22 protein-coding genes and 2 tRNA genes are annotated in these 24,319 nt (G+C 71.7%); 5 read left to right on the top strand and 19 right to left on the bottom strand.

Annotated elements, in window-relative coordinates:
- The first annotated feature begins 14 nt into the window (after positions 1 to 14).
- Positions 15 to 3,821, top strand: coding sequence for an ATP-binding protein (locus tag K8556_RS02085; protein ID WP_223738339.1), 3,807 nt, complete (start codon positions 15 to 17; stop codon positions 3,819 to 3,821).
- An 85-nt stretch (positions 3,822 to 3,906) separates the two neighbouring features.
- On the opposite strand, the gene K8556_RS02080 is transcribed toward K8556_RS02085, so the two are convergent.
- The 5 genes from K8556_RS02080 to K8556_RS02060 form a co-directional block, all read right to left on the bottom strand.
- Positions 3,907 to 3,979: transfer RNA gene (locus K8556_RS02080), tRNA-Ala, on the bottom strand.
- A 67-nt stretch (positions 3,980 to 4,046) separates the two neighbouring features.
- On the bottom strand, positions 4,047 to 4,445 hold the full coding sequence (locus K8556_RS02075; RefSeq protein WP_223738338.1) for a hypothetical protein: 399 nt from the start codon (positions 4,443 to 4,445) through the stop codon (positions 4,047 to 4,049).
- Between the two features lie 59 nt (positions 4,446 to 4,504).
- Positions 4,505 to 5,884 carry an RsmB/NOP family class I SAM-dependent RNA methyltransferase gene (locus K8556_RS02070; protein ID WP_223738337.1) on the bottom strand — a complete coding sequence of 460 codons (1,380 nt, stop codon included), beginning with the start codon at positions 5,882 to 5,884 and terminating at the stop codon, positions 4,505 to 4,507.
- A gap of 9 nt (positions 5,885 to 5,893) precedes the next feature.
- Positions 5,894 to 6,565, bottom strand: coding sequence for a response regulator (locus K8556_RS02065; RefSeq protein ID WP_223738336.1), 672 nt, complete (start codon positions 6,563 to 6,565; stop codon positions 5,894 to 5,896).
- Between the two features lie 91 nt (positions 6,566 to 6,656).
- Positions 6,657 to 6,742 (bottom strand) — tRNA-Leu (locus tag K8556_RS02060).
- A 99-nt stretch (positions 6,743 to 6,841) separates the two neighbouring features.
- Between K8556_RS02060 and K8556_RS02055 the strand changes: the two genes are divergently transcribed.
- The 4 genes from K8556_RS02055 (at position 6,842) to K8556_RS02040 (ending at position 11,829) form a co-directional block, all read left to right on the top strand.
- The gene (locus K8556_RS02055; RefSeq protein WP_223738335.1) at positions 6,842 to 7,588 is read left to right on the top strand and encodes a M48 family metallopeptidase; all 747 of its coding nucleotides are present in this window, start codon (positions 6,842 to 6,844) and stop codon (positions 7,586 to 7,588) included.
- A 544-nt stretch (positions 7,589 to 8,132) separates the two neighbouring features.
- A complete protein-coding gene (locus K8556_RS02050; protein WP_223738334.1) occupies positions 8,133 to 9,089 on the top strand; it encodes a diguanylate cyclase in 957 nt (318 codons plus the stop codon).
- A gap of 26 nt (positions 9,090 to 9,115) precedes the next feature.
- Positions 9,116 to 10,852, top strand: a complete 1,737-nt coding sequence (locus K8556_RS02045) for a two-component system response regulator (RefSeq protein ID WP_223738333.1) — start codon at positions 9,116 to 9,118, stop codon at positions 10,850 to 10,852.
- A 95-nt stretch (positions 10,853 to 10,947) separates the two neighbouring features.
- Positions 10,948 to 11,829 (top strand): hypothetical protein, encoded by an 882-nt coding sequence (locus tag K8556_RS02040; RefSeq protein ID WP_223738332.1) that lies wholly within the window; start codon positions 10,948 to 10,950, stop codon positions 11,827 to 11,829.
- Positions 11,830 to 11,937: 108 nt separating this feature from the next.
- Here K8556_RS02040 and K8556_RS02035 read toward each other — a convergent pair whose 3' ends face one another.
- The 14 genes from K8556_RS02035 to K8556_RS01975 form a co-directional block, all read right to left on the bottom strand.
- The gene (locus tag K8556_RS02035) at positions 11,938 to 12,531 is read right to left on the bottom strand and encodes an HdeD family acid-resistance protein (RefSeq protein ID WP_223738331.1); all 594 of its coding nucleotides are present in this window, start codon (positions 12,529 to 12,531) and stop codon (positions 11,938 to 11,940) included.
- 181 nt (positions 12,532 to 12,712) lie between these two features.
- Positions 12,713 to 13,594, bottom strand: coding sequence for a tRNA (adenosine(37)-N6)-dimethylallyltransferase MiaA (miaA, locus tag K8556_RS02030; RefSeq protein WP_223738395.1), 882 nt, complete (start codon positions 13,592 to 13,594; stop codon positions 12,713 to 12,715).
- Between the two features lie 72 nt (positions 13,595 to 13,666).
- Positions 13,667 to 14,503: a hypothetical protein gene (locus K8556_RS02025; RefSeq protein WP_223738330.1), complete on the bottom strand. Its 837-nt coding sequence runs from the start codon at positions 14,501 to 14,503 to the stop codon at positions 13,667 to 13,669.
- Positions 14,500 to 14,625, bottom strand: coding sequence for a hypothetical protein (locus tag K8556_RS38985; RefSeq protein ID WP_255651269.1), 126 nt, complete (start codon positions 14,623 to 14,625; stop codon positions 14,500 to 14,502). Before K8556_RS38985 ends, K8556_RS02025 begins: the two co-directional genes overlap by 4 nt.
- A 51-nt stretch (positions 14,626 to 14,676) precedes the next feature.
- On the bottom strand, positions 14,677 to 17,703 hold the full coding sequence (locus K8556_RS02020) for a PQQ-binding-like beta-propeller repeat protein (RefSeq protein WP_223738329.1): 3,027 nt from the start codon (positions 17,701 to 17,703) through the stop codon (positions 14,677 to 14,679).
- Between the two features lie 13 nt (positions 17,704 to 17,716).
- Complete coding sequence (locus K8556_RS02015) at positions 17,717 to 18,295, bottom strand: hypothetical protein (protein ID WP_223738328.1); 579 nt, start codon at positions 18,293 to 18,295, stop codon at positions 17,717 to 17,719.
- Positions 18,292 to 18,606, bottom strand: a complete 315-nt coding sequence (locus K8556_RS02010) for a PqqD family protein (RefSeq protein ID WP_014397086.1) — start codon at positions 18,604 to 18,606, stop codon at positions 18,292 to 18,294. The genes K8556_RS02015 and K8556_RS02010 overlap by 4 nt, the downstream gene beginning before the upstream one ends.
- On the bottom strand, positions 18,603 to 19,013 hold the full coding sequence (locus tag K8556_RS02005) for a S24/S26 family peptidase (protein ID WP_304503919.1): 411 nt from the start codon (positions 19,011 to 19,013) through the stop codon (positions 18,603 to 18,605). Before K8556_RS02005 ends, K8556_RS02010 begins: the two co-directional genes overlap by 4 nt.
- A 171-nt stretch (positions 19,014 to 19,184) precedes the next feature.
- Positions 19,185 to 20,447, bottom strand: coding sequence for a histidine--tRNA ligase (hisS, locus tag K8556_RS02000; RefSeq protein WP_223738393.1), 1,263 nt, complete (start codon positions 20,445 to 20,447; stop codon positions 19,185 to 19,187).
- Between the two features lie 26 nt (positions 20,448 to 20,473).
- On the bottom strand, positions 20,474 to 21,316 hold the full coding sequence (gene asd, locus K8556_RS01995) for an archaetidylserine decarboxylase (RefSeq protein WP_223738327.1): 843 nt from the start codon (positions 21,314 to 21,316) through the stop codon (positions 20,474 to 20,476).
- Positions 21,317 to 21,347: 31 nt separating this feature from the next.
- Positions 21,348 to 22,022, bottom strand: a complete 675-nt coding sequence (locus K8556_RS01990; RefSeq protein WP_223738326.1) for a hypothetical protein — start codon at positions 22,020 to 22,022, stop codon at positions 21,348 to 21,350.
- Between the two features lie 102 nt (positions 22,023 to 22,124).
- The gene (locus K8556_RS01985; RefSeq protein WP_120526312.1) at positions 22,125 to 22,856 is read right to left on the bottom strand and encodes a metallophosphoesterase; all 732 of its coding nucleotides are present in this window, start codon (positions 22,854 to 22,856) and stop codon (positions 22,125 to 22,127) included.
- Positions 22,857 to 22,863: 7 nt separating this feature from the next.
- Positions 22,864 to 23,202, bottom strand: a complete 339-nt coding sequence (locus K8556_RS01980) for a TIGR02266 family protein (RefSeq protein WP_223738325.1) — start codon at positions 23,200 to 23,202, stop codon at positions 22,864 to 22,866.
- Positions 23,203 to 23,365: 163 nt separating this feature from the next.
- Positions 23,366 to 24,295 carry a PfkB family carbohydrate kinase gene (locus K8556_RS01975; protein WP_223738324.1) on the bottom strand — a complete coding sequence of 310 codons (930 nt, stop codon included), beginning with the start codon at positions 24,293 to 24,295 and terminating at the stop codon, positions 23,366 to 23,368.
- Positions 24,296 to 24,319 lie beyond the last annotated feature (24 nt).

Here is a 24,319-nt window from a genome sequence, read left to right as displayed (position 1 = left end):
ATTACGCAACGGGGATGAATCACGGTTCCAGGACGTCCTACGAGCACGGCGCGAGCGCGCCCGCACCGGAGCCGGACGATGCCGAGCGCGCGGCGGCCCGGGAGGTGCTCGCCGGAGGCGGCGAGATGGGCGCTCTGATGCGCTCCATGGATTGGTCCCGGACGCCGCTGGGTCCGGTGTCCTCCTGGCCGCAGTCCCTGCGCACCATCGCCAGCGTCTGCCTGAACTCGGGCTTCCCCATGATGGTCTTCTGGGGGCCGGAGCTGGTGAAGCTCTACAACGACGCCTACCGCCCCATGCTGGGCGGCAAGCACCCCTTCGCCATGGGACGGTCCGGCCGCGAGGTCTGGGCGGAGATCTGGGACGTCATCGGCCCGATGATCGAACAGGTCCGGACCGAAGGCCGCGCCACGCTGGCGGAAGACCAGCAGCTCTTCCTGGAGCGGGCCGGCTTCCTGGAGGAGACCTACTTCACCTTCTCCTACAGCCCCGTCCGCGACGAGTCCGGCGCCGTCAACGGAGTGCTGGACACGGCGGTGGAGACCACCAGCCAGGTGCTGGACTCGCGCCGCCTGCGGACGCTGCAGGAGATGGCGTCACGCGCGGGCGGGAGCATCCGGGTCCATGACGCCGCCACGCACGGCATGGAGGCGCTCGCCACCAACCCCGCGGACCTCCCGTTCGCACTGCTCTACCTCGTGGAGGCGGATGGCACCCAGGCGCGGCTGGTGGGGCGCATGGGCCTGGAGGGGGACAGCGCCTTCTGTCCCGGGGAGGTGGCCCTGGAGCCGTGCGCGGACTCCCCCTGGCCCCTGGCCCGGGTGATCCGCTCCGGGCAGGCCGAGCAGGTCCAGGGACTGGAAGCCCGCTTCGGTCCCCTCCCCCTGCGTGGCGGCGTGCCGCAACCGGGCTCCGCGCTCGTCCTGCCCATGGCCCGCCCCGGCGAGTCGAATCCCCTGGGCGTGCTCGTGCTGGGCATGTCCCCGCGGCTGCCCGCGGATGCGTCGTACCGCTCCTTCCTGGAGCTGGTCGCCGGCGGACTGGACGCGGTCATCGCGGGGGCGCGCGCGCACGAGGACGCCCGGCGGCAGGCGGAGGCCCTGGCGGAGCTGGACCGGGCGAAGACGGCCTTCTTCTCCAACGTCAGCCATGAGTTCCGCACGCCGCTGACGCTGATGCTGGGGCCGCTGGGGGACGTGCTCACGGACGTGGAGCACCCGCTGGAGCCCAGGCACCGCGAGCGGCTGGAGCTCGTGCAGCGCAACAGCCAGCGGTTGCACAAGCTGGTGAACAGCCTGCTCGACTTCAGCCGCCTGGAGGCGGGCCGCATGCGGGCCACCTTCGAGCCCACGGACCTGGGTCCGCTCACCACGGGGCTCGCGAGCGCGTTCGACTCGCTGGCGAGGAAGGCGGGGCTGCGGCTCCAGGTGGACTGCCCCGCCCTGTCCGCCCCCGTCTGGGTGGACCGCGATCTCTGGGAGAAGATCGTCCTCAACCTGCTCTCCAACGCCTTCAAGTTCACCTTCCACGGCGCCCTCACCGTCCGGCTCCGCGAAGGGGACGGCCGGGTGGAGCTGTCCGTCAGCGACACGGGCACGGGCATCCCCGCCCCCGAGCTGCCCCGCGTCTTCGACCGCTTCCACCGGGTGGAGGGCGCGCGGGGGCGCAGCCATGAAGGCAGCGGCATCGGGCTGGCGCTCGTGCGGGAGCTGGTGGAGCTGCACGGAGGCCGCGTCTCCGTGGAGAGCACGCTGGGCCAGGGCAGCACCTTCACGGTGTCCCTGCCCACCGGCACGGCGCACCTGCCGCCCGAGCAGTCGAGGGCCGCCCCGCGGGAGTCCGTCCGGGCCCCGAATCCGGAGTCCTTCGTCCAGGAGGCGGAGCAGTGGCTGACGGCCGCGGAGAACGCGCCCGCCCCCGCGCCCGTCCCGGACGCGCCCCCGGGGGTCGTGCGGGGGCACGTGCTCGTGGCGGACGACAACGCGGACATGCGCGACTACGTGCGGCGGTCGCTGGAGGGGCGCTTCCAGGTGACGACCGTGGCGGATGGCCGCGCCGCGCTGGAGCTGGCACGGGAGCACCCGCCGGACGTGATGCTGTCGGACGTGATGATGCCGGGGCTGGACGGCTTCGGGCTCCTGCGCGAGCTGAAGGCGGATCCGCGCACGGCCCACGTCCCCGTCATCCTCCTGTCCGCGCGCGCGGGCGAGGAGGCGAAGGTGGAGGGCCTCACCGCCGGCGCGGACGACTACCTGGTGAAGCCCTTCGGCGTGCGCGAGCTGGTGGCCCGCCTGGAGGGGACCGTGAACGCCGCGCGGGCGCGCGCCCAGCGCGAGGAGCTGCTCCAGGCGCTCAAGCTGTCGGAGACGCGCTACCGGCTGGCCACCCGGGCCACGAAGGACGCCGTCTGGGACCTGGACCTGAGTACCCAGCAACTCACCTGGAGCGAGGGCATCCACACGCTCTTCGGCTACGCGCCCGGCACGGTGCCCTCCGGGCTGGACTGGTGGACGGAGTCCGTCCACCCGGAGGACCGCGCGCAGGCCATCGAGAGCCTCCACGCCATCGCGGACACGCCCGGCGGCAGCGACTGGCGCGCCGAGTACCGCTTCCGCAAGGCGGACGGCACCTACGCCCAGGTGGAGGACCGCGGCTGGGTGGTGCGAGACGCCGCCGGCACGGCGCTGCGCATGGTGGGCGCCATGCAGGACGTCACCCAGCGCAAGGCCGCGGAGGACGCCCTGCGCCGCAGCGAGGAGGAGTTCCGCACGCTCGCGGAGGCGCTGCCGGAGGCCGTCTTCGTCACCGCTCCGGATGGCTCGGTCACCTATGTGAACGGCGTGCTGACGGAGCAGACCGGCGTGAGGGCGGAGACGCTGCTGGAGCGGGGCTACCGGCACGTCGTCCATCCCGACGACCTGCCCCTCAGCGGCCAGGCCTGGGTGGAGGCCCTGAAGCGCGGCGACCGCTACCAGGCCGAGCACCGGGTGCGCTACCGGGACGGCCTGTACCGCTGGCACCTGGTGCGCGCCCTGCCCGTGAAGGACGCGGAGGGGCGGATCATCAAATGGGTGGGCACCTCCATGGACGTCCACGAGCTGCGCCAGGCCCAGGCCCAGCAGCAGCAGCGCGCGGACTTCGAGCAGCAGCTCATCGGCATCGTCAGCCACGACCTGCGCAACCCCGTGAGCGCCATCCTCCTGGGCGCCGCCAGCCTGATGCGCCGCGAGGAGCTGGACGAGCGCAGCACCAAGGCCGTCAGCCGCATCCAGTCCGCCGCGGAGCGGGCCCACCGGATGATCCGCGACCTGCTCGACTTCACCCAGGCGCGCCTGGGCGGCGGCCTGCGCATCCAGCGGCGCCCGTCGGACCTGCATGAAATCGTGGACGGCGTGCTGGAGGAGATTGAAGCCACGCACCCGGACCGGGAGATCCGCCGGCGCCGGAGCGGCAGCGGCCTGGGCGTGTGGGATCCGGACCGGCTGGGGCAACTGGCCCAGAACCTGGTCACCAACGCGCTGAAGTACAGCCCCCGGGACACCGCCATCCAGGTGGAGACCCACGGCGGGGACGACGCCGTGTCGCTGTCCATCCACAACGAGGGGGCGCCCATCTCACCGGAGCGGATGAGCCGCCTCTTCGAGCCGCTGCAGCGCGCCAGCGGCGAGGTGGACCCCAGCAGCCGGAGCATCGGCCTGGGGCTCTACATCGTGAAACAACTGGTGGAGGCCCACAGGGGCATCATCACCGTGACGTCCACCGCCGAGGAGGGCACCACCTTCACCGTGCGGCTGCCCCGCGACCTCCCGGCGAGCCTGTAGCGAGGGCGCGGCGGCCTCCGGCGCCGGAGGCCGCAAAAGCAAAAGGCCCGCGAGATTTCTCTCGCGGGCCTCTCTCACTTCAGTGTGGAGCTAACCGGGATCGAACCGGTGACCTCTTGAATGCCATTCAAGCGCTCTCCCAGCTGAGCTATAGCCCCGTCTCTTCTGCTGCGTGCTGCCCGGCCCGCCGTGGGGAGCGGTCCGTGCCGTGAGGCGGCGCGACTTCTACGGCTTCTTCGTCCCGGACGCCACAACTTTTTGCGGCTTCGCGACGGTTTTTACCTTCAAACGGTCCGCCACCTCTTCTCCTTCCCGGAGCAGGTCGGTGAGGGACGCGGCGTGATCCGCCGCCGCCTTCTCCGCCGCCGCGATGTTCTGGAGCAGGCGGGCGAAGTTCGCGGGCAGCTCCAGCCGGCCTGCCTGCACGGCCTGCCAGACGGCCTCGCCCAGCTCGCGGTGGGTCTGCTCCTTCTTGTCCTTGAGGAAGGCCGCCTTGCCGTTGGCCCGCGCCAGCTCCGTGTTGCGCTCGACGGCCTCCCGCAGCCTGGCCAGCTTGGCCTCGGCCGCCTGGAAGGCTTCGTTGATCTGCCGCATCACTTCCGCCTGCTTCGGATCTGCCGCCACGGCTGTCACCCTCGGGAGAGAGAAGGTCTTTCGTGCGTAACGTGGCGGCTCGCCGACTGTCAACCCGCCTTGCGGACCAGCCGGGCGGCGAAGAAGCCCCCGCCGGGGACCCGGGGCGGCAGGGCCCGCAGGTAGGGGCCGTCCACGCCCACCTGGAGCTCCGCGGGCCACCCCTCCCCCACCGGCTCCAGCGCGAAGCCCGGGTGCTTCTGGAGGAAGCCCTCCACCACCGCGTCGTTCTCCTCCGGGAGCACGGAGCACGTGGCGTAGACGATGCGCGCCCCGGGCTTCACCTGCGCGGCCACCTCCGCGAGCAACTGGGACTGCGTGGCCTGGAACTCCGTGATGGCCTTCGCGGACAGCTTCCACTTCTGATCCGGCTCGCGCGCCAGGGAGCCCGTGCCGCTGCACGGCGCGTCCACCAGCACCACGTCCACGTCCCCCAGCGGCACCGGGTGCGGGAACGCCACCTGCTTCAGGCCGAACTCGCGCACCCGGTCGCGCGCGTCGGAGAGCCGCCGCTTGGAGCGGTCCCCCGCGAGCACCCTCCCCTTCGCGCCCACCAGGTCCGCGAGCCCCAGCGTCTTGCCGCCGGCCCCCGCGCACACGTCCGCCACCGTCAGCCCCGCCAGGGTCGCCCCGGGAGGCAGGCACGCCAGGACGATGAGCTGGCTGCCCACGTCCTGCACCTGGAGCCGCCGGGCCTTCATCGTCCGCGACTCGAAGATGCGGTGGCTGGAGTCCGAGACCCGCAGCGCGTCCGGCGCGCAGGGCACCGCCTCCGCCGCCACGCCCTCCTCCGCCAGCGCCGCGAGCACCGCGTCGCGGGTGCCCGGGGGCCGCGCGCGGAAGTGCAGCGACGGCTCCTCGTCCAGGGACGCCATCAGCCCCGCGAGCGTTGCCTCCGGATACACCTGCGCCAGCCGCTGCGTGAGCCAGCCGGGGAACGAGTACCGGGTGGCCAGCCGCTCGACGACGGCCTCCGCGCCCTCCGCCGCCGCGGGCTCCGCCAGGGGTTTGGTGGCGAGCCCCTCCAGCACCGCGTCATGCAGCGTGCGCGGACGCACCGGCCCCGGCAGCTTCACCTCCGGCCCGATGCGCGCCCAGCCCTCGCCACAGAAGAGGCGCCGCCAGAGCGTGTAGCGCACCAGCGCCTGATCCTCCGTGAGCGCGTGCTTGCCCGGGGAGTGCCCCAACTGCCGCGCCGCCAGGTCCAACAGCCGCGTGTGCCGGGACAGCTCGCGCGCCGCCAGGGCCACGAAGCGCCGCTCCTGCCCGCCCAGGCCCTCCGCCTCCCGCAGCGCGGTGGCGAGCGCGGCCTTCAGCGGCTCACCCTTGAGGACGGCGATGTGCGTCTCCACCGCCGCGGTGGCCGCGCGCCGGGACGGACGCCCCAGACGTGACGGCTCATGCGGCGTGGGCCAGAGGGGAATGTCCACGGATGACCTCTACGCCTGGCCGCGCAGCGGAACGCACACGGCCAGCGCACCGGCCCGCGTCTTCACCCGGGGCGACGCGCCCTGGGCCAGGAACAGGTAGCACGGCGCGGCATAGCGCTCGCCGTCCAGCTCCAGGTCGCCCTCCAGCACGAGGACCCCATGGGCGGACTGGGAGCGGTCCCACGGGAAGGACGCCTCCGGCGCCAGCCGCAGCCAGGTCCGGGCGCTGTCCGGCGCCGAACCCGCCACCCATACTCCGGGTGATGGTTCAATCCACTCAGGGGAATCCCCGGCCAGGGGCTCCCGGGCCGCGGCGACCACCTGGCGCTTGAGCTCCAGGAAGCGCTCCACCAGCCCCAGGATGTCGTCCACCTGGAAGGGTTTGATCAGCAGCGCGTCCGGCACGGAGGGGTGCAGGACCTGGGCGACCTCGTCCGGGCCGGCGGCGCTGACGATGGCCACCGGGTAGCGCTGGCGGCGCGCGGCCTCCAGGATGCCCCGGCCATCCGTGTGCCCCCCGGCGATGCGCATGTCGGTCATCACCAGCTCGAAGCGGTCCGCCGTCAGGGCGCGCAGCGCTTCGTCGAGGGTGCCCACCGCCCGCACGTCCGCCAGCTCGGAGACCAGCTCCCCCATTCCCTCCCGGAGGCTCGGATCATCCTCGACCAGCAGGACCTTCATCGCATCTTCCAGCGCGGGGACCAGGGGAGCGCTTTCACGTTCGGGCAGCCCGGGAGGATGGCATCTCGGGCGCCGGGTCTGCGTTTGAAGATGGCCCTCCCCGGACTCGAACCGGGACGCGGGGTCAGCCGCAGCGGATTTTGAGTCCGCCTCGTCTACCAATTTCGACAGAGGGCCCCTTGGGTGTGAGCGAGGCGGCCGAACGTATATCGCGCCTTCGGTCCGTGTGCATCCGAAGATTGCGGCTGTCCACGCACACCGCTAAAGGGGCAGCGCATGTACAACCTCCTCATCTCCCTGGCCGTCGGGCTGGCGGTCGGCGTGCTGGTGAAGTTCGCCGGCGGCTTCTCCTGGTGGGCCGGCATCGTGCCCGGCGTCATCGTCTTCTTCGCCACCTACATCGTGCTCGCCCGCCGGGTCTCCACCCGGGTCCAGGCGCTGATGACGACGGTGCAGAAGGATCTCCAGGGCCAGCCCGCCACCCAGAAGGAGGCCCAGGGCCGCGTGGACCGGGCCGTCCAGACGCTGGAGCAGGGCCTGGTCTGGGACAAGTGGCAGTTCCTGATCGGCCCGGAGCTCCACGCGCAGATCGGGATGCTGAAGTACATGGTGAAGGACCTGGACGGCGCGAAGCCCCACCTGGAGAAGGCCAGCGGCCGCAACTACATGGCCAAGGCCATGGAGGGCGCCCTGCACTTCCGCCGCAACGACGTGCCCGCCATGAAGTCCTCCTTCGAGGCCGCGGTGAAGAGCGGCAAGAAGGAGTCCATCGTCTGGGCCGTGTACGCGTGGTGCCTGCTGCAGCTCAAGGACAAGGACGCGGCCCAGCGCGTGCTCGCGCGCGGCGTGGAGCAGAACCCCTCCGACGAGAAGCTCAAGGGCAGCCTCGCCCAGTTGCAGAACGACAAGCGCCTGAAGATGAAGCCCTACGAGCCGCTCTGGTGGCAGTTCGGCCTGGAGGCGCCGCCGATGATGCCGCCCCAGGGTGGCGGGCGCCGCGTGCAGTTCACCCACCGGCGCTGAAGTCCCGGTGGAAGTGATGGCCCGGCGCCAATGCAATGGCGCCAGGGCCCGCTTCCGCCGCCTGCCGTGACCCCGTCGATGGCGCCGCCCCGCGCGGCACGCCTCCGGGGGTTCCCGACGGATCCGCCGCTCCCTCCCACCCCGGGGCCCTGGCTCCCAGGGCGGCCCGCGTCCGGCAATTCCTACCGTGCGCTCGGGACCCACGCTGCAACGTCTTCCGGCTGGCTTGTTGGCTGTCTCGTGGGCCCCCATGCAACCCCCTGAAAAGAGGCCGTCGCGCGAGTGAGGCGCGGGGCACAAGGCTTGCTCTCGGGCAGGGGCACGCGGGCGACCGGGGCGCAAGGTTCCCAAAGCCCCCGCGGAGGCGGACGGGCTTGGCAGCCGGAGGTCTCGGGTGAAGTTTGGATGGGTGGGTGGGTGCTTGCGGAACGAGGCGGCGGCGGGTGCGCGTGGGGCGCAAGGGCGTGGGGAGCACCTGGAAGGGCGTGGGGCCCGAGACTTTCGGCCTGCCATTTCGGGACAGGCGAGCGGAGCGAACCAGTTCATGGAACGGCACGGCCGCAGCAGTGAGCGCGCGCTCCTGCTCATCATCGAGGACGACACCGGCGTGCGCGAAGGCCTGATGGACCTGCTCGCCCCGCGCTTCGACGTGCTGGCCGCCACGGACGCGGACGCGGGCGTGGAGCTGGCGCGCGAGCACCGCCCGGACCTGGTGCTCCTGGACCGGTTCCTGCCCTCCGGGGATGGGCTGGCGGTCCTGGAGACGCTCCAGGGCGACGTGCGCACGGAGACGGTGCCCGTCATCTTCCTCACAGGGGACGCGGACGAGGCGACCCTGGAGCGATGCCTGGAGATGGGCGCCGTGGACTTCATCCACAAGCCGGCGAGCTCGCGCGAGTTGCTCGCCCGCATCGACCGCGCGGTGCGCCAGAGCGAGCAGCAGCGCAAGCTCCAGGTGCTGGCGCAGACGGACGCGCTCACGGGCCTGGCGAACTTCCGGGCGCTGTCCGTGCGGCTGGAGGACGAGTTCAAGCGCGCCCAGCGCTACGGCTACGCGCTGAGCGTGGTGGTCATCGACCTGGACCACCTGAAGGCCATCAACGACGGCATGGGCCACGACGTGGGCAACCGCGCCATCCTGGCCCTGGCCACGCTGATGCAGGGCAACCTGCGCGAGTCCGACTTCGCGGCGCGCTTCGGCGGGGACGAGTTCGTCGTGCTGCTGCCGCACCAGACGTCGCTGGAGGCCGCGGTGTTCGCGGAGCGCCTGCGCTCGGAGCTGCGCGGCGTGAACGTGCAGCGCGGTGACGGGCGCCCGGCGCCCTTCGGGTTGAGCATCAGCGTGGGCGTGGCGGACCACACGGCCGACTCCCCGCGCGAGAGCACGGAGGCCTTGCTGAAGGCGGCGGACGCCGCGCTCTACGAGGCCAAGCGGGAGGGGCGCGACCGGGTGGTGGTGTACGGCCAGTCGATGCACTCGACCGCGGCACAGCGGCACTGACGGCGGGACGGGAACGAGGGCGCGCGATGAGCGGGACCAGCAAGCTGGCGAGTGGTTCGAGGGTGGCGATCGTCGGCGGCGGCATCGCCGGGGCGGGGCTCGCGGCCTCGCTTCTCTTCAACGGCCGCGCGAGGGGCGTGGCCCTGGACGTGCGCGTCTACGCGGGGGGCACCGAGGAGCGCACCGCGCCCCCTGCCCTGCTCACGCCGGAGTGCCGCTCGCGGCTCGCCGCGCTGGGCTGCCGGATACCGCCGGAGTGGCGCGCGCACGAGCTGCGCGGCGTGGAGGTCATCTCCCAGGGCGAGCGCGAGCTGCTGCCCTGCGCGGCCGGCGGGCTCTGGGTCGTGGATGGCTGGCCCCGGGGCGAAGGCGGCCTGGACATGGTGCGCCACGTGCTGTCCACGGCGGCCAGCGCGCAGGGCGCCCGGTTCGTGAACCGCCACGTGGAGCGCGTGGAGCGGCAGGCGCCCGCCCCGGACGCGCCCGCGGCGGTGCGCAACGCGGGGCCCCTGGTCGTCCGCGCGCAGGGCAGCGGCGAGCGCTTCCACGCGGTGGCGCTGGCCGCGGGCGCGGGGCCGCTGCTGGGGGACGCCTTCTTCAAGGGCTTCAAGCCGGCGCCGTCCATGCCGGCGGTGCAGGCGCGCATCCAGGGCGGGATGCCGGGCCGCGACCTGGCGCCGGTGGCGCGGCTGTGGGTGGCGCCGCTGCCCTCCGTGGACGCGCTGTTCCTCATCCCGGGCGCGTCGTCCGTGTACGCGCTGGCGTTCGGCGCGGCGGTGACGCCCGCGGACCTGTGCCAGGTCCTGATGATGGCCGCGCGCGACGGCCTGTTGGACGAAGGCTTCGAGCTCACCGCGCTGGAGACGACGCGCCTGCCCTTCGGCCCTGGCCGCACGCTGGTGGCGCCCGGGCAGTTGGTGGTGGGCCCCGCGGCCTTCGGCCACCCGCTGCAGGTGGGCCTGTCGGAGACGCTGGCGTCGTGCAGCCGCGCCGCGGTGGCGCTGCTGGATGGCGGGCTGGACGCGCCGTCGCTGGAGCGCCGCTACGTGCGCGACGGGCTGGGCGAGCTGATGGAGGACGCGGCGGCGGGAGCGCGCTCCCTCACCTGGCTGCGCCGCGCGGGCAAGCGGGCCCCGGCGGCGTTCGTCGCGGCGCGCGCGAAGCACTCGGCGGGCGGCGTGTACGGCGGCGGCGTGCTGGGGTTGAGCTCCCCCACCCCGCTGGGCCTCCTGTCCGCGGCGCGCTGGTCGGGCGTGCGCGAGGTGGTGGGCTCGTGGCTGCGCACGCCCATCGAGCCCGTGCCCACGCTGGTGCCGGAGGTGGAGCCGGACCTCTACTACGTGGTGGACGACGACGCGGACACGCGCGAGGCGCTCACGCTCCTGTTGGAGAGCACCGGCGCGCGCGTGGTGTCCTTCGCGGACGAGCTGGCGCTGTTCTGCGCGGTGGCGCGCCGTCCGCCCACCGCCATCCTGCTGGACGTGGTGCTGCACTGGGTGGACGGCCTGCGTCTGTGTGAAGGCCTCAAGCAGCACCCGCTCACCCGCGACACGCGCGTGCTGGTGATGAGCGGCCTCAACCGTCCGCACGTGCGGCAGCGCGCGCTCGACGCGGGCGCGGAGGCCTTCCTGCCCAAGCCGGTGAACCCGGATCGCCTCCTGTGCCAGCTCACCGGCCGCGTGCCGGACCCGCTCGGCGCGCCGAGCGACGTCATCCGGCCTCCAGTCACGGAAACATTTGGCGAAGACCGTTTTGCGTCCTGAAACCCACCTGCACGCAACCACGATCACATCGACGGGATAATCCCTACAAAAGCATGAAGCCTCGCACTTCATGCTCCACCAAAAGGGAGTCCCTCATGTTCGCCTCGAAGCTGCCGCGTCTCACGCAGACGACGTCCCGGTTGTTCAAGCACGCGCCGGAGCTCAAGCGCACCTTCTCCACCCAGGTGCCGTCGCAAGAGGATCAGTTGCTCAAGGTCCGCGCGGAGAAGAACCGCGTCAAGCACCAGCAGCACGACCTCATGAGCGACATCATGAACGCCGAGGACCGGCGTCACGGCGGCAACAACCAGCTCGCGCCGCGCATCCGTCCGGACGTGCCGCTCACGCGCCGGGACAACTTCCCCTTCAACGAGGTCCAGCCGAAGTACGAGACGCCGAAGTCGGCCATCGACCGCGACGGCAAGCTGCAGCCGGTGGACGCGAAGGACCGCACGGTGACGCTGACGGCGCACGTGGACGGCGCGAAGGAGACGAAGGCCCACTCGCCCTTCACGTCCTTCAGCGGCGTGCCCGTGGGCGTGGATGGCAAGGCCGTGGAGCAGAAGCTCGTGGACAACCCGGACTACGGCCAGAGCCGCATCGTCCACAACCCGGCGCTCGACGCGAAGGGCGGGGACGTCTTCGACCAGTTCGACATCCAGCGGGACATCCGCACGTCCACGCACCCGGGCCTGGACGAGACGGCCGTGAACCGCAGCCAGCCCGGCACGCCGGTGTGGCAGCCGGAGCCCCACGAGCGCCCCATCCTCGCGGACGTCGGCGTGGACCCGACCAAGCCCCACTTCACCTACCGCGAGCGCGCGATGATGAACTCCAAGCGCGATCAGGAGTACCTGGTGCGCGGCACCATCCACGACTTCACGCTGGAGCGCCCGGACGCCAACGGCGACCTGAAGCACGTGCCGCGCGATCAGTTCGCCGACCAGTTCGACGACGCGCACAAGAAGACGAAGTAGCCCGCGAACCGGTCCGGCGCCGAGCACCCGCGCCGGACCCGCTCCGCCGGGATTTCACCCACGGATATCCTTCAATCACCGTGGGTGAAATGCGGTCAGTCCTGGCGCTCAGGCCTCCACGTGGTGCAGCCCCCGCCGCAGGAGGAGCGAGCCGGACATCATGGAGATGCCCCGGAAGAAGACGGCGAGCCCCACCAGCGTGCCCACCAGCCACACGGAGGACGCGGGCCACCGGGCCATCACGCTGAGGCCCAGGACCAGGGAGATGAGGCCGTAGGCCAGGTCCCAGCCCCACTGGAAGTAACGGTCCATGACGGAGGTGATGACGTGGAAGAGGCCGCTGGCGAAGAAGTAGCCGGCGATCAGCAGCGTGAGGGACGCCAGCCCTGCGGCCGGGTACATGACGGTCAGGATGCCGACGACGGTGGTGAGGATGCCGCCGAGCATGAAGGACCAGAAGGCGCTGTGGCTCTCCTTGCGTGAGCGGATCCCCGCGGCGATCTCCAGGACCCCGCCAATCACCAGCATCATCCCCACGAAGAAGACGGTGACCATGCTGGTGAAGAACGTGGCGCCCAGCAGCACCACCCCCGCGATTGCCGTCAGCAGGCCCAGGATGAAGGGAGCGCCCCACATGGCCGAGGCCCCCCTGGGAGGACGGTCCGGCCGGGTCTCCGGCGCACGTTCGACGTTCGTTCGCATGGCGATCTCCACGGTGATGGCTGCCCGCCTCGGGCCCTCGGCCGCCTGCCGGTCCGGGAGTGGACGGGGTGGGGGTAGCGCTTCCTCGTGGAAGATGGGAGCGCGACCGGGCGCGAACAATCGCCTCCCACCCACGAAATGAGGCGGAACGGCGAGCAGGGGCCAGGGTGGCCCACCGCGCCTAAAGGGCAGGACGGGCGTACGGCGGCGACAGGAACACCGCGCCGGGCTCCTTGCGGAACCAGGTGAGCTGCCGCTTGGCGTAGCGCCGGGTCTCCCGCGCGGTGTCGGCGATGGCCTCTTCGCGGGTCATCCGGCCCTCCACCACGGCGCGGGCCTGCACGTAGCCGACGCTGCGCATGGGCGCCGCGTCCGCGTAGCCCTGCTCCAGCAGGGCGCGGGTCTCCTCCACGAGTCCCCGCGAGAAGAGCGCCTCCGTGCGCGTGTTGATGGCGGCGTAGAGGGAGTCGCGCGGCGGGTCCAGCACGTAGAGCTGGAAGGGGTGGCGGTCCGGCGCGAAGGCGTGGGCGCGGCGGAACTCGGACGCGGGCACGCCCGTCTGCGCGTGGATCTCCAGGGCGCGGACGACGCGCACCAGGTCCTGGGGAGGCAGCTTCGCCGCGGTCTCCGGATCCACATCGGCCAGCCGGCGGTGCACGGCCTCCCTCCCCTGCTCCGCCGCGAGCGCCTCCAGCTCCGCGCGCAGCGAAGGCAGGGCGCCGGGCGCGTCCACCACGCCGTGCAGCAGGATGCGCAGGTACAGGCCGGTGCCGCCGACGACGAACACCGGCCGGCCCCGCGAGGCGATGTCCGCGATGGCCGCGTCCGCGAGGCGCTGGTACCCGGCGGCGGAGAAGGGCTCGAGCGGATCCACGCAGGAGACCAGGTGGTGCGGCACGGCGGCCAGCTCCTCGGCGGAGGGCTTCGCGGTGCCGATGTCGAAGGCGCGGTACACCTGCTGCGAGTCCGCGCTGACAATCTCCCCGCCCACGGCGCGCGCCCACTCGATGGCCAGCGCCGTCTTCCCCGACGCCGTGGGCCCAGCGATCACCGTCAACGGCACCCGCGTCTCAGCCACCAGCGTCCGCCTCCCGCACCCGCTGTAGCGCAGCCGCGAGGCAAGCGCGAGCCCCCGCTACGCCAGCCGCGCCCGCACGACCTCCGCCGCGCTGGCATCCCGCGCGAACACGAGCCGGGCGGTCTCCACGGACGACAGCACGCGTCCGGCCGCGCCCACCAGCGCTCCCCGGCCCGAGGGCGTGGGTTCGGGCAACAGCGCGTTGAGCAGCAGCACGCGGGCCACCTCCCCTGCCCCCTGCGCCTCCCACCGCGACCCCGCGTCCCAGCCCAGCGTGCCCACCGCGACGAGCGCCGCCTCGGCGGTCCGGGCCGGCACGTTCCAGGGCGTTCCCGCGGCCCGCCAGCCGCCATCCTCGCCGGGCCAGACAGCGACCAGCTCATCCGCGAGCACCGCCCCACCCGCCTCGCGCCACAGGCCGCCCAGGGTGCTCTTGCCCGCGCCGGAGTGCCCCACGAACAGCGCGGCCCGGCCTCCATGCACCAGCCCCACGCCGTGGAGGAGCAGCCCGCCGCGCTTCGCCAGCGCGGACGCGAGCATCACCTTGATCACGTTCTCCACCGGGTAGCGCCCGGACCCGACCACGTCCGCGTGGCACCGGTCCTCGGAGAGCACCGCCGAATACCCGGCGCCCTCCACGCGCAGCGTCCCCGCGTCACCGGGCACGAGCCGGGGCAGCTCCTGCACGGTAGGCGGAGCCTGGGGGCTGGGAGGGTTCCGCATCACCAGCCGGGCATCGGGAGCCACGGCCTCCGGAGCGAGGAACGCGCCGAACACGCGCCGGAGTGGACCGGCGAGCGCGTCATCCTCCACCTCGAGCGCCACCGTCCACCCGGCCAGGGTGATCCGGAGCGCGCCGTCACGGGGACCCGGCGCGGGGTCCCCGCCGTTCACGGCATGCACTCCGATTCGCCGGGGATGGTGCACATGGACAACTGCGCCAGCGCGACGAAGGGCTGCTCCCACAGGATGGCGGGAGGCACGTACACGGCGGGCGCCGCCGGCGGCTTCGGCACGGCGGGACCCGCTGGAGGCTGTGAAGGTCGTTGGCTCACGTGATGGCCCACCTAGAAGGGCACCGGGAAGGCACAGATACGACCATCCCCGGTACCGACATGCAACCGGCTCACGGTGTGATCGATGGTCGGCGTGCCGATGGTCTGCGCCGGGGCCACGGTCACCTGCCCGGAGTCCGTCCCCGTCTCCAGCTCCAACTGGTGCACCTTGCCGTCCGAGCCGCCGACGTAGATGCGCGCCACCCCGTTCTGGTTGAGGGTGAAGGAGCCGGCCGGGCCCTCGATGGGCGTGGACCACAACTGCACCGGCACGTTGGTCGCGTCCATCTCATAGCGCTCCACCCTGCCGTCCGCCGTGCTCACCACGAAGCCCCGGCCCAGGGGCCGCGCGAAGTGGGTGAACGCCCGCGCCGTGGTGGGCCGCACGGCGACCGTCCAGGCCGTCGTGAAGGTGGCCGGGTTCACGCCGTACACCCGGCCATCATTGGCGGTGACCAGGATCTGGTTGCTCGTGGCGTTGCGGACCACGCCGAACTCCAGGTCCCCCAGCGACAGCCGCGCCACCTCCGCGCCCGTGAGGCTGTTGAGCACGCGCAGCGTGGCCGTGCTCGTGCCCGAGCGGGTCGGCACGTAGAGCCGGTTCGTCGTGTAGTCCACCAGCATGCCGCCGCTCACCATGCCCAGGTCCCCGGGCCGGTAGCGCCAGATGAGCGCGCCCGTGGCCGCGTTCAGCGCGACCACCTGGTTCTGCGCGGACGTGTTGCGCGTGGCGAAGATGGCCAGGTCCACGTTCGAGTACGTCGTCCGGTACTCCGGGTTCGCGTAGTCGAGCAACTGCGTCACCGGGAACGAGCTGATGTTCCCCAGGCCCAGCGTGGTGTTCCTCCACAGGAACTCACCCGTGGCCGTGTTGATGACCGCCGGCACGCCGCTCTGGTCGCCCACGACGATCCACTGCTGCCCGGGCCGGCCCAGCAGCGGCACCACCGGGAAGCGGCTGGCGATCTTGCCCGCCATCTTCACCGGCCGGAAGCGCTCCGCGCCGTCCTCGGACGGGTTCGTGGTGTTCGTGAGCGTGGCCACCACCGAGTCGTTGAAGGAGCTGAAGATGCCCACGCCCAGCTCCGTCACGGGCTGCAGCGTCGTGTCCAACCCCACCGAGTAGCACCACAGCGGGTTGCCCGCCACGCGCGCCCGGGGGGTCGCCAGCAGGCCCACCGAGGTGGGCTGGTTGCCCGGCCCGTACCGCAGCTCATCGTCCGCGTTGAACACGCGGTAGACGTACGTCGTGCCGTTGGTGACGCCCGTGTCCGTCATGGACGACGCGGAGCTGAACTCGTCCACGTACGCCACCGTCGCGTTGCCCAGCACGTCACCCACCGCGTAGCGCGTGCCGCTGGTCGGCGCGGTGTTGGGCGTCGCCCCTTCGGCGCGCAGCACCAGGGTGCCGCCGTGGTTGAACGGGTTGTCCCAGGTGAGCGTCACGCTGCCGTCGCGGGCCACGCCCGTGAGGCGCCCCACGTCCGGGGAGGCGGTGACCGCGAGCAGCGTCATCGTCGCCTCCACGCGGATGCGCGGATCGTTCCAGCCCTGGTTCAGCTCCAGGCGGTGGCGGAACGCCGTGTCCGCGGGGACGGCGGTGAAGCCCGAATAGGTGATGCGGAAGGTGGCCTCGCCGCCCACCGGGATGCCGGTGTCCGACGCCCAGATGTAACCGCCCGCCTCCGTGAAGACGCTCCAGTCCCCGAACGGCTGCGGCCCCGACGCGGCCACCGCGAAGTAGTTCACCGCGGGCTTGAACAGCTTCACCTCGTAGATGGGCAGCGTGCCCCGGTTCTGCACCGTGTACGCCACCGTCACGCCCGTGGCCGCCGTGGACATCGTCTCCTGGCTCAGCCGCACGCGGTGCTCCACGATGCGGCCCTTGCGCGCCGTGACGGCATCCCCCGCCACCGCCGAACCGTTGAGCGTCCCGTCCACCTGCGCCTGGAACTGGTAGCGGGCGCCGGGCGTGCCGGACACCTGGTAGCGCCAGGTGAACTGCGCGGAGGCGCCCGGAGCCAACTGCGCCACGCTCTCCGGCGACGGGCCGGACACGAGCGACGCCGCCGCAGTGCCCAGCAGCACCGGCGCGCGCGGCCGCACCTGGGTGTACGTGTTCGTGGTGGAGGTGTTGAGCACCGTCAGGCGCAGCGTCACCTGATCACCGGGGAACGCGTCCACCAGGTCCATGTCCGCCGCGGCGACCAGGGCGCCCACGTCCGCCATGGGCGAGTCCACCAGCGGCGCGTTCGCGCCGGTCGCGCGAGCCCGGACGCGCGCGGCCACGGCACCGGCGGCGGTGGGCCGCAGGGTGACCGCGATGACGCCCGCGGCCTGCACCGCCACGGGCACGTTGCCGGTGGGGAGCTTGCTCACGGTGGTGAGCGGCACGCTGGTCGTGGAGGCGGGGTTGTCCACGACCACCGAGGACGAGCCCGTGCCCCGGTTCTCCACCACCACGCGCGCCACGGTCGTGCCGTTGACCGCCAGCATGCGCGGCGACAGCGTCACGTTCGCCGCCAGGATGCCGCGATTCCACGGCGTCATGGTGCCGACGTTGTACGAGTAGGTCGTGCCGTCACACTGGTCGCGGGCATACGTCCCCGTGACGAGGCGCTCGGTGGAGCTGTCGTTGGAACGGTTCGACGGCCCCACCACGCTCAGCACGAAGCGCGCGGACTCATTGCGCGCCAGGCCGCGCGCCTCGTCCACGCAGCCCCACGTGGACTGGAAGGTGATGCGCCGCTCGTTGGAGTCGAGGTACTCGACCTTCCAGTGCGGGTTCTCCTCCGCCGGCAGGCCGCCCAGGAGCTGGTAGCCCGCGGGCAGCACGAAGGACACCTCCGACAGGCGGGCGTCGGTCGTGGCCTGGGTCGTGTTCGTCACCTCCAGGACCAGGTCGGACGCGTCCTCCATCACCACGCGGGCGACGGTCTCCCCGGCGGAGGGGACGGGGCGCACGGTCCAGGTCCGGTTCTGGGAGAAGCCCACCGCGGGCAGCAGCACGGCGACGAGCGCGAGGATGCGGACGTTCATGGCGGGCCTCACGTCACGGCTCCAGGGTGAAGGACGTGGAGGCCAACTGCACCCCGTCCAGGAAGAAGCGCACCTGCCAGGTGCCCGTCATGCGCGACATGGACACCGGCGTGCCCGCCACCGGCAGCGAATAGCGCAGCGTCCGCGTCTCCTCCGGCGGTGCCTCCACCGTCGCGCTCCGCTTCTCGTACGGACGCCCGCCCGGCGCGATGAACTCCACGTCCACCACGCCCTTGTTCCGCACGCCGCTCACCACGAAGTCCACGTCCACCTGCTGCACCTCGGACAGCGGCGTGGGCTCCGCGCCCGCGCCCACCACCTCGGCGCTCCCGGTCGGGGGCGGCAGTGCCACCGGCGGCGGCACCTCCTCCCCGTCCTCGTCCGGAGGCGGCTGCTCACCGGATGGAGCCGGAGGCGGCGGCCGGGCCACGCTCCCGCCACCGGCCAGCACGTCGGCCGGATCCACGGGAGTGACGGAGCCGCCGCCCTGCCCCGGCTTCACGGCCGACGGCGGCGGCAGGGGGGACACCCCTTCCGAGCACGCCGACAGCACCATCGCACCCGCCAGCACGGTCACGAGCGCACGCATCATGTCTCCTCCAGGGGCGCGGCACCGGCCGGCGCGCGCACTTCGTCCAACAGACCTCGCCGCTGAAGCTCCTCCAGGAAGCGCAGCGTGTCGGTCAGCACCGGACCGACGTCGGTCGAAAACTCGGAAGCCACCTGCTCCGCCACCGCCCGGGCCGTGCGCTGTCCGTCGCACAGCGCCCAGATGCGCGCCGCCGTCGGGTTGAGCCCGCGCAGCGTGCGCCCCTCCGCGTCCAGCACCAGGAAGTCCGCGCCAAAGCCCTCCCCCGAGGTCCCCGCACGCCGCCGGGGAACGCTGCCTTCCTGAAAGCTCATGCACGGCCCGTCCTTCCCAGCCACGCGGCCACCTGGCGCTTCAGCGTCGCGCGCCAGCGGCCCAGGCGACGGGGCCCCACGTCCCAGCGGTCCATCTCCAGCAACGCGCCGCCCCGGCGCACACGCCGCGCACGCCCGAGGATACGGACGAGCGGCAGCGGCGGATCTTCCACGCCGCCATTGTCCCCGCGAAGCGCGCAGACGCGGCCGTCGCACCAGCGCACCCGGTGCAACACCAGCGAGGACTCGAAGCGCGCCAGCACCACCTCACCCGGGCGCGGCGCCTCCACCAGCGGCTCCACCTCCGCCACGTCCCCCGCACGCAACGACGGCCACATGCTGTCCCCGGCGACAGGGATCCAACGGAGGCCATCGATCATGGAGACGGGCTGGGGAGCGCTCGACATGGAGGATGGAATGTACTCCAACCTCTCAATGTCCGCGAATCTACGCAGCCTCAATCCCCCAGCGATTCCCAGGACTTACGATGCTTAACACCTTTACTTCCAGGTTTTCAGGGAAGACAGGCCGCCCCCCTCCCCTCCGGCCGGGCGCGTCATGCCGGAGGGGCTCCTGGATCAGGCCGTGGGGGCTGGAGCCGGGGCGTCCGGCTGCGCGCGCACGGTGGCGGCGACGCTGTCGAGCGCCACGGGCACGGGCTCACCGCCCGCCATGGGCTTGAGCTTCGCCTGGCCGGTGGTGCGCTCCTGCTCGCCCAGCACCAGCGTGAAGCGGGCGCCGGACTTGTCCGCGCGCTTCATCTGGCTCTTGAGGCTGCCGCCGCGCGTGTCGAAGTCCACCTTGAGGCCCTCGCGGCGCAGGCGGCTGGCGAGCTTGAGGCCCTCGTCCTGCGAGCCCTCGTCCGCCACGGCGATGAACAGGTCCGGCCGCTGGGTGAACGTCTTGCCGCTCTCCTTCAGGAGCAGCACCAGCCGGTCCAGGCCCATGGCGTAGCCCACCGCGGGCACGTCCGGCCCGCCCAGGCCCTTCATCATCTTGTCGTAGCGCCCGCCGCCGCCCACCGTGCTGGCGGTGCCCAGCGCGGGGTGCGAGGCGATGAACTCGAAGACGGTGCGCGTGTAGTAGTCCAGGCCGCGCACCAGCCGGTGGTTCACCACGTACTTGATGCCCAGCACGCCCAGCTTGCGCTGCAGGTCCGTGAAGTGCGCGCGGCACGGCTCGCACAGGAACTCCAGCACGTTGGGCCCGGCCGCGGCCACCGCCTGGCACTTCTCGTTCTTGCAGTCCAGGACGCGCAGCGGGTTGCGCTCCAGCCGCTGCTGGCAGTCCGCGCACAGCTCTTCCCGGTGCGCCTTCAGGTACTCCACCAGCTTCGCGTGGTACGCGGGCCGGCAGTTGTCGTCGCCCAGCGAGTTGATGTTCAGGGTGACGTCCGTGAGGCCCAGGGCCTCCAGGAACTGCACCACCACGTCCATCAGCTCCGCGTCCTGCGCGGGCTCCTTCGCGCCGTAGGCCTCCGCGCCAATCTGGGAGAACTGACGGTAGCGGCCCGTCTTCATCCGCTCGTAGCGGAACATGGGCCCCATGTAGAACCAGCGCGACACCGGCTCCTGGTTGTTCACCGAGTGCTCGATGTACGCGCGCGCCGCGGGCGCGGTGCCCTCCGGACGCAGGGACAGGCTGCGGCCGCCCTTGTCCTCGAAGGTGTACATCTCCTTGCCGACGATGTCCGTCTCCTCGCCCACGCTGCGCACGAAGAGGGCCGTGTCCTCCACCATGGGCGTGCGCACCTCGCCGTAGCCGAAGCGGCCGAACAGCGTGCGCGCGGTGGACTCCACGAACTGCCACACTTCAATCTCGCCCGGCAGAAGGTCGTTCATCCCCTTCACGCCGTTGATCTTCTGGCTCACGTGATGACTCCGATACGCGTGCCCATGCGCACCACCGCTTCCGGCTGCATGCTGTCGTCCCAGCGCACGCGGCCGGGCTCGAAGCAGAGGATGACGGTGGAGCCCATCTCGAAGCGGCCCAGCTCGCCGCCCTTCTCCACCGGGATGCCCGCGCCGTAGCGGTGCACCTTGCCGGGCTGGCCCACGTGCGTGGTGATGTCCTCGTAGGACGCCTTGATGCGCGACACGCAGGTGGCGCCCACCTTCACCACCGCCACCTTGCCGGCCACGGTGTCCAGGTACGTCACGAGCCGCTCGTTCACGCAGAACAGCGACTGCTTGTTCTTCACCGACGCGGGGTTCACCGGCCAGAACTCACCCGGGATGTACGCGTACCCGGTGATGGTGCCGCCCAGCGGCGAGTGGATGCGGTGGTAGTCGCGCGGGGACAGGTACACCGTCGTCCAGGCGCCGCCGTGGAAGGGCTTCGCCGCCTGCGCGTCCCCCAGGAGCTCGTCCACCGTGTACTCGATGCCCTTGGCCTGCAGGCAGCGGCCGTTGTCCGCGTAGCCCACCTGGGACACCCGGCCGTCCACCGGGGACACGACGACCTTCTCGCCGGGGTCCACCGGGCGCAGGCCCGGCTTCAGGCCGCGGGTGAAGAACTGGGCGAAGGTCGGGTACTTCTCGAAGGAGTGCTCCGCCTCCTCCATGTCCACGTTGTACGCCTTGGCGAAGGTGCGCATGGCCCAGTGGTGCACCGGCGCGGGCGCGGGCAGGCGCGTGGCCAGGCCCACCGCGGAGGACACCGCCGACTTGGGCAGCACGCGCATCAACTTCATGAAGGTCTGTTCGTTCATCGAAGGTCGTCAGCTCTTGAAAGAGAGAGGTTCAACGCCCGCCGCCGTCCGCGGGCACCGTGCCGCCGTCCTCATAACGGCGCACGGTCCGCATGGCGCTCTTGGGTAACAGCGCCAGCACACGGCCGTCTTCAACCACCACCACGGAGTCCCGGTGGCTGGGGTACCCCAGTTGGCAGGACGCCCGGTCGCTGAGCTGCCAGGTCTCCCGCATCCCCCGCCCCTCCACCGTGACGGGCGTGCCCCGGCCGAAGCAGCCCTCGAAGCCGGCCACCAGCTCGGAGGCCGGGGTGCCCATCTGGGGCCCGGCGATCGCCCCGGCGTCCCCCGGCCCGGCGTCCACGGGCTCGGCCGCCACGGGCTCGGCCTGGCGCGGGAAGTCCGTGGAAGAGGGGTCCATCGTGGGCAGCGCGCCGGCGTTGGCCACCGCGCGGCGCTGCTCGTCGAGCGCCGCCTGCATGCGCGTGCGGCCCGCCTGGATGCGCTGGAGCAGGTCCTGGGACGCGGCGGAGTCCACGCTGTCCGCGGGCACGCGCTGCAACTGCGCTTCAATCTCTCCAATGGAGGGGTCCAGGTACGCGTCGTCCAGCTTCTGGGCGTAGAGCGACGTCCACCGGCGGCTGGCCTGCTCGAACTCGGGCGAGGGCGGCGCGGGCGAGCGGCTGCAGCCGCTGACGAACAGGAAGGCTGCGAGGCCAAGGCCCATGAAGGGCCGCATCGGACGGGGGACCTGGGGGCGCACGGCCCCGGTTTATGCCACCTTCCGTCCGGCCGCGCCCCTTTTCCGCACGGGGGCGGCGGGCCTGCCCTACACGCCCAGGAACAGCCGCTTGCCGAAGTTGAGCGCCAGGTCCGCGTCGAAGATCTTCTGCGCGGAGGTCTCGATGTCGTACTCCACGCGCAGGTACTCCACCGTGCGCGCGTCCGTGTCGCAGATGACGAAGCAGGCCCGGTTGTCGTAGTCGCGCGGCTGGCCCACGCTCCCTACGGACACGATGTACTTGTAGCCCTTGCGCAGCACGAACTTCTGCGCCACCACGTCGTTCACCTCGCCGTTGCCAATGGCGAACGCGCGGCACAGGTGGCTGTGGCCGATGAAGGTGACCTCCGGCAGCTCCGCCACGTACGGCGTCAGCTCCCGCGCCTGCTCCAGCGCGAAGATGTACTCGTACGCCTTCGGGTCGATGGGCGACCCGTGGCAGAAGCCCACCTCGCCGATGCGGTACGTGTACGGGAGGCTTCTGAGCCAGGCCAGGTTCTCGTCGGAGATGACGTTGGCGCTCCAGTCGAGCGCGTGCCGGGCGGCGTCGTAGTAGTACGAGTAGTCCATCCGCCCCGCCACCGCCGCGTCGTGGTTGCCCAGCAGCGTGATCTCCGCCACCGAGCGCACCAGGTCACAGCACGGGTTGGGGGACGCCCCATAACCGACGATGTCCCCCAGCGACACGAAGCGGTCCACCTTCTGGTGCTCCGCCACCCTCAGCACCTCCGTGAGGGCCTCGATGTTGGAGTGGATGTCGGAGATGACGGCGATGCGCATGGGAACCCTAGGGGTGGGTTTGCTGCTGGGAGATGATGCGCCGCAGACTCGTCAGCGCGTCCGCGTCCAACGCTTCGAATCTCAGGCCCATGCCCGGGGGCCGGCCGGCGGGCTGCTCTTCCTGCCGCAACCAGACGACCGTGGCCTGCGCCTGCAACTGCGTGTCCGTCGCCTGCTGCGTGAGCCGCACCTGCGCCCGCGTCCCCGCCGCCAGCGGGGTGCTCGTCCTCACGAAGAGGCCTCCCTCGCTCAGGTTGGCGATGCGTGCATACAGGGTCACGTTCTCACCCTCGCACCAGCAGCGCAGGAGGGTGCCGACCCGCGCGTGCTTTCGATTCTCGCTCAACCGGGGGACCTCCCGACGTGGCACCTTCACTGTCCACGCCGGCGCTGAAAAAGGACGTCCGCACCGGATTTATTCATCCACTGCGTCCGGTCGAGCCTAGGGAGGGTGGGTGCGGCCCGTCAAGTTCCACACCGGGCCGTCCCGTCCCCGCGTCGGCGCTCCCCTACCCGCCCAGCGGGCCCAGGTCGTCGAAGTGGGTGAGCTTCTTGAACTCGGTGAAGCGGGCGTGGATCTCCGGGCGCTGCACCTCGCGCAGGCGCTCCAGGCTGAACTTCTCCACGGTGAAGGACGCCATCACGCTGCCCATGACCATGGCCTTGCGCAGCACCTGCTGATCCACCTTGCCGGCGCCGGAGCTGGCCAGGGTGCCCATGAAGCCGCCGGCGAAGGTGTCACCCGCGCCGGTGGGGTCGAAGACCTCCGACAGGGGGAAGGCCGGGCAGGCGAAGATGTGGTCCTGCTCGAAGAGGAGCGCGCCGTGCTCGCCGCGCTTGATGACCACGCGGGACGGGCCCATGGCCAGGATGGCGCGGGCGGCCTTCACCACGTTGTGCTCGCCGGAGAGCTGGCGCGCCTCCGCGTCGTTGATGAAGAGCAGGTTCACGCGCTGGAGCGTCTTGAGCAGCGCGGGGCGGCTGCCCTGGATCCAGAAGTTCATCGTGTCCGCGGCCACCAGCTTGGGCGCCTTCACCTGATCCAGCACGCGCGACTGGAGCTCCGGGTGGATGTTGCCCAGGAAGACGTAGGGCGTCTCGCGGTAGGCGGCCGGCAGGTTGGGCGAGAAGGCCTCGAAGACGTTGAGCTGGGTGTCCAGCGTCTGCGCCTCGTTGAGCTCCCAGCCGTACTTGCCCTTCCAGCGGAAGGTGCGGCCGGACTCGCGGGTGAGCCCCTCCAGGTCGATTCCGCGCCCGCGCAGGAACTGCAGGTGCGCCTCCGGGAAGTCCTCGCCAATCACCGCCACCAGTTGCACGGGGCTGAAGAAGGACGCGGAGGTGGAGAAGTAGGTGGCCGAGCCACCCAGCACGTCCTCCTTCTTGCCGAAGGGCGTTTCCAGCGAGTCCAGCGCGATTGAACCGACGACGAGCAGAGACATGGAGGCTTCTTCCTGGGGGTGACC

The organism is Corallococcus sp. AS-1-12, assembly GCF_020036995.1.
Lineage (GTDB): Bacteria > Myxococcota > Myxococcia > Myxococcales > Myxococcaceae > Corallococcus.
This window is presented reverse-complemented; position numbering and strand designations above follow the sequence as displayed.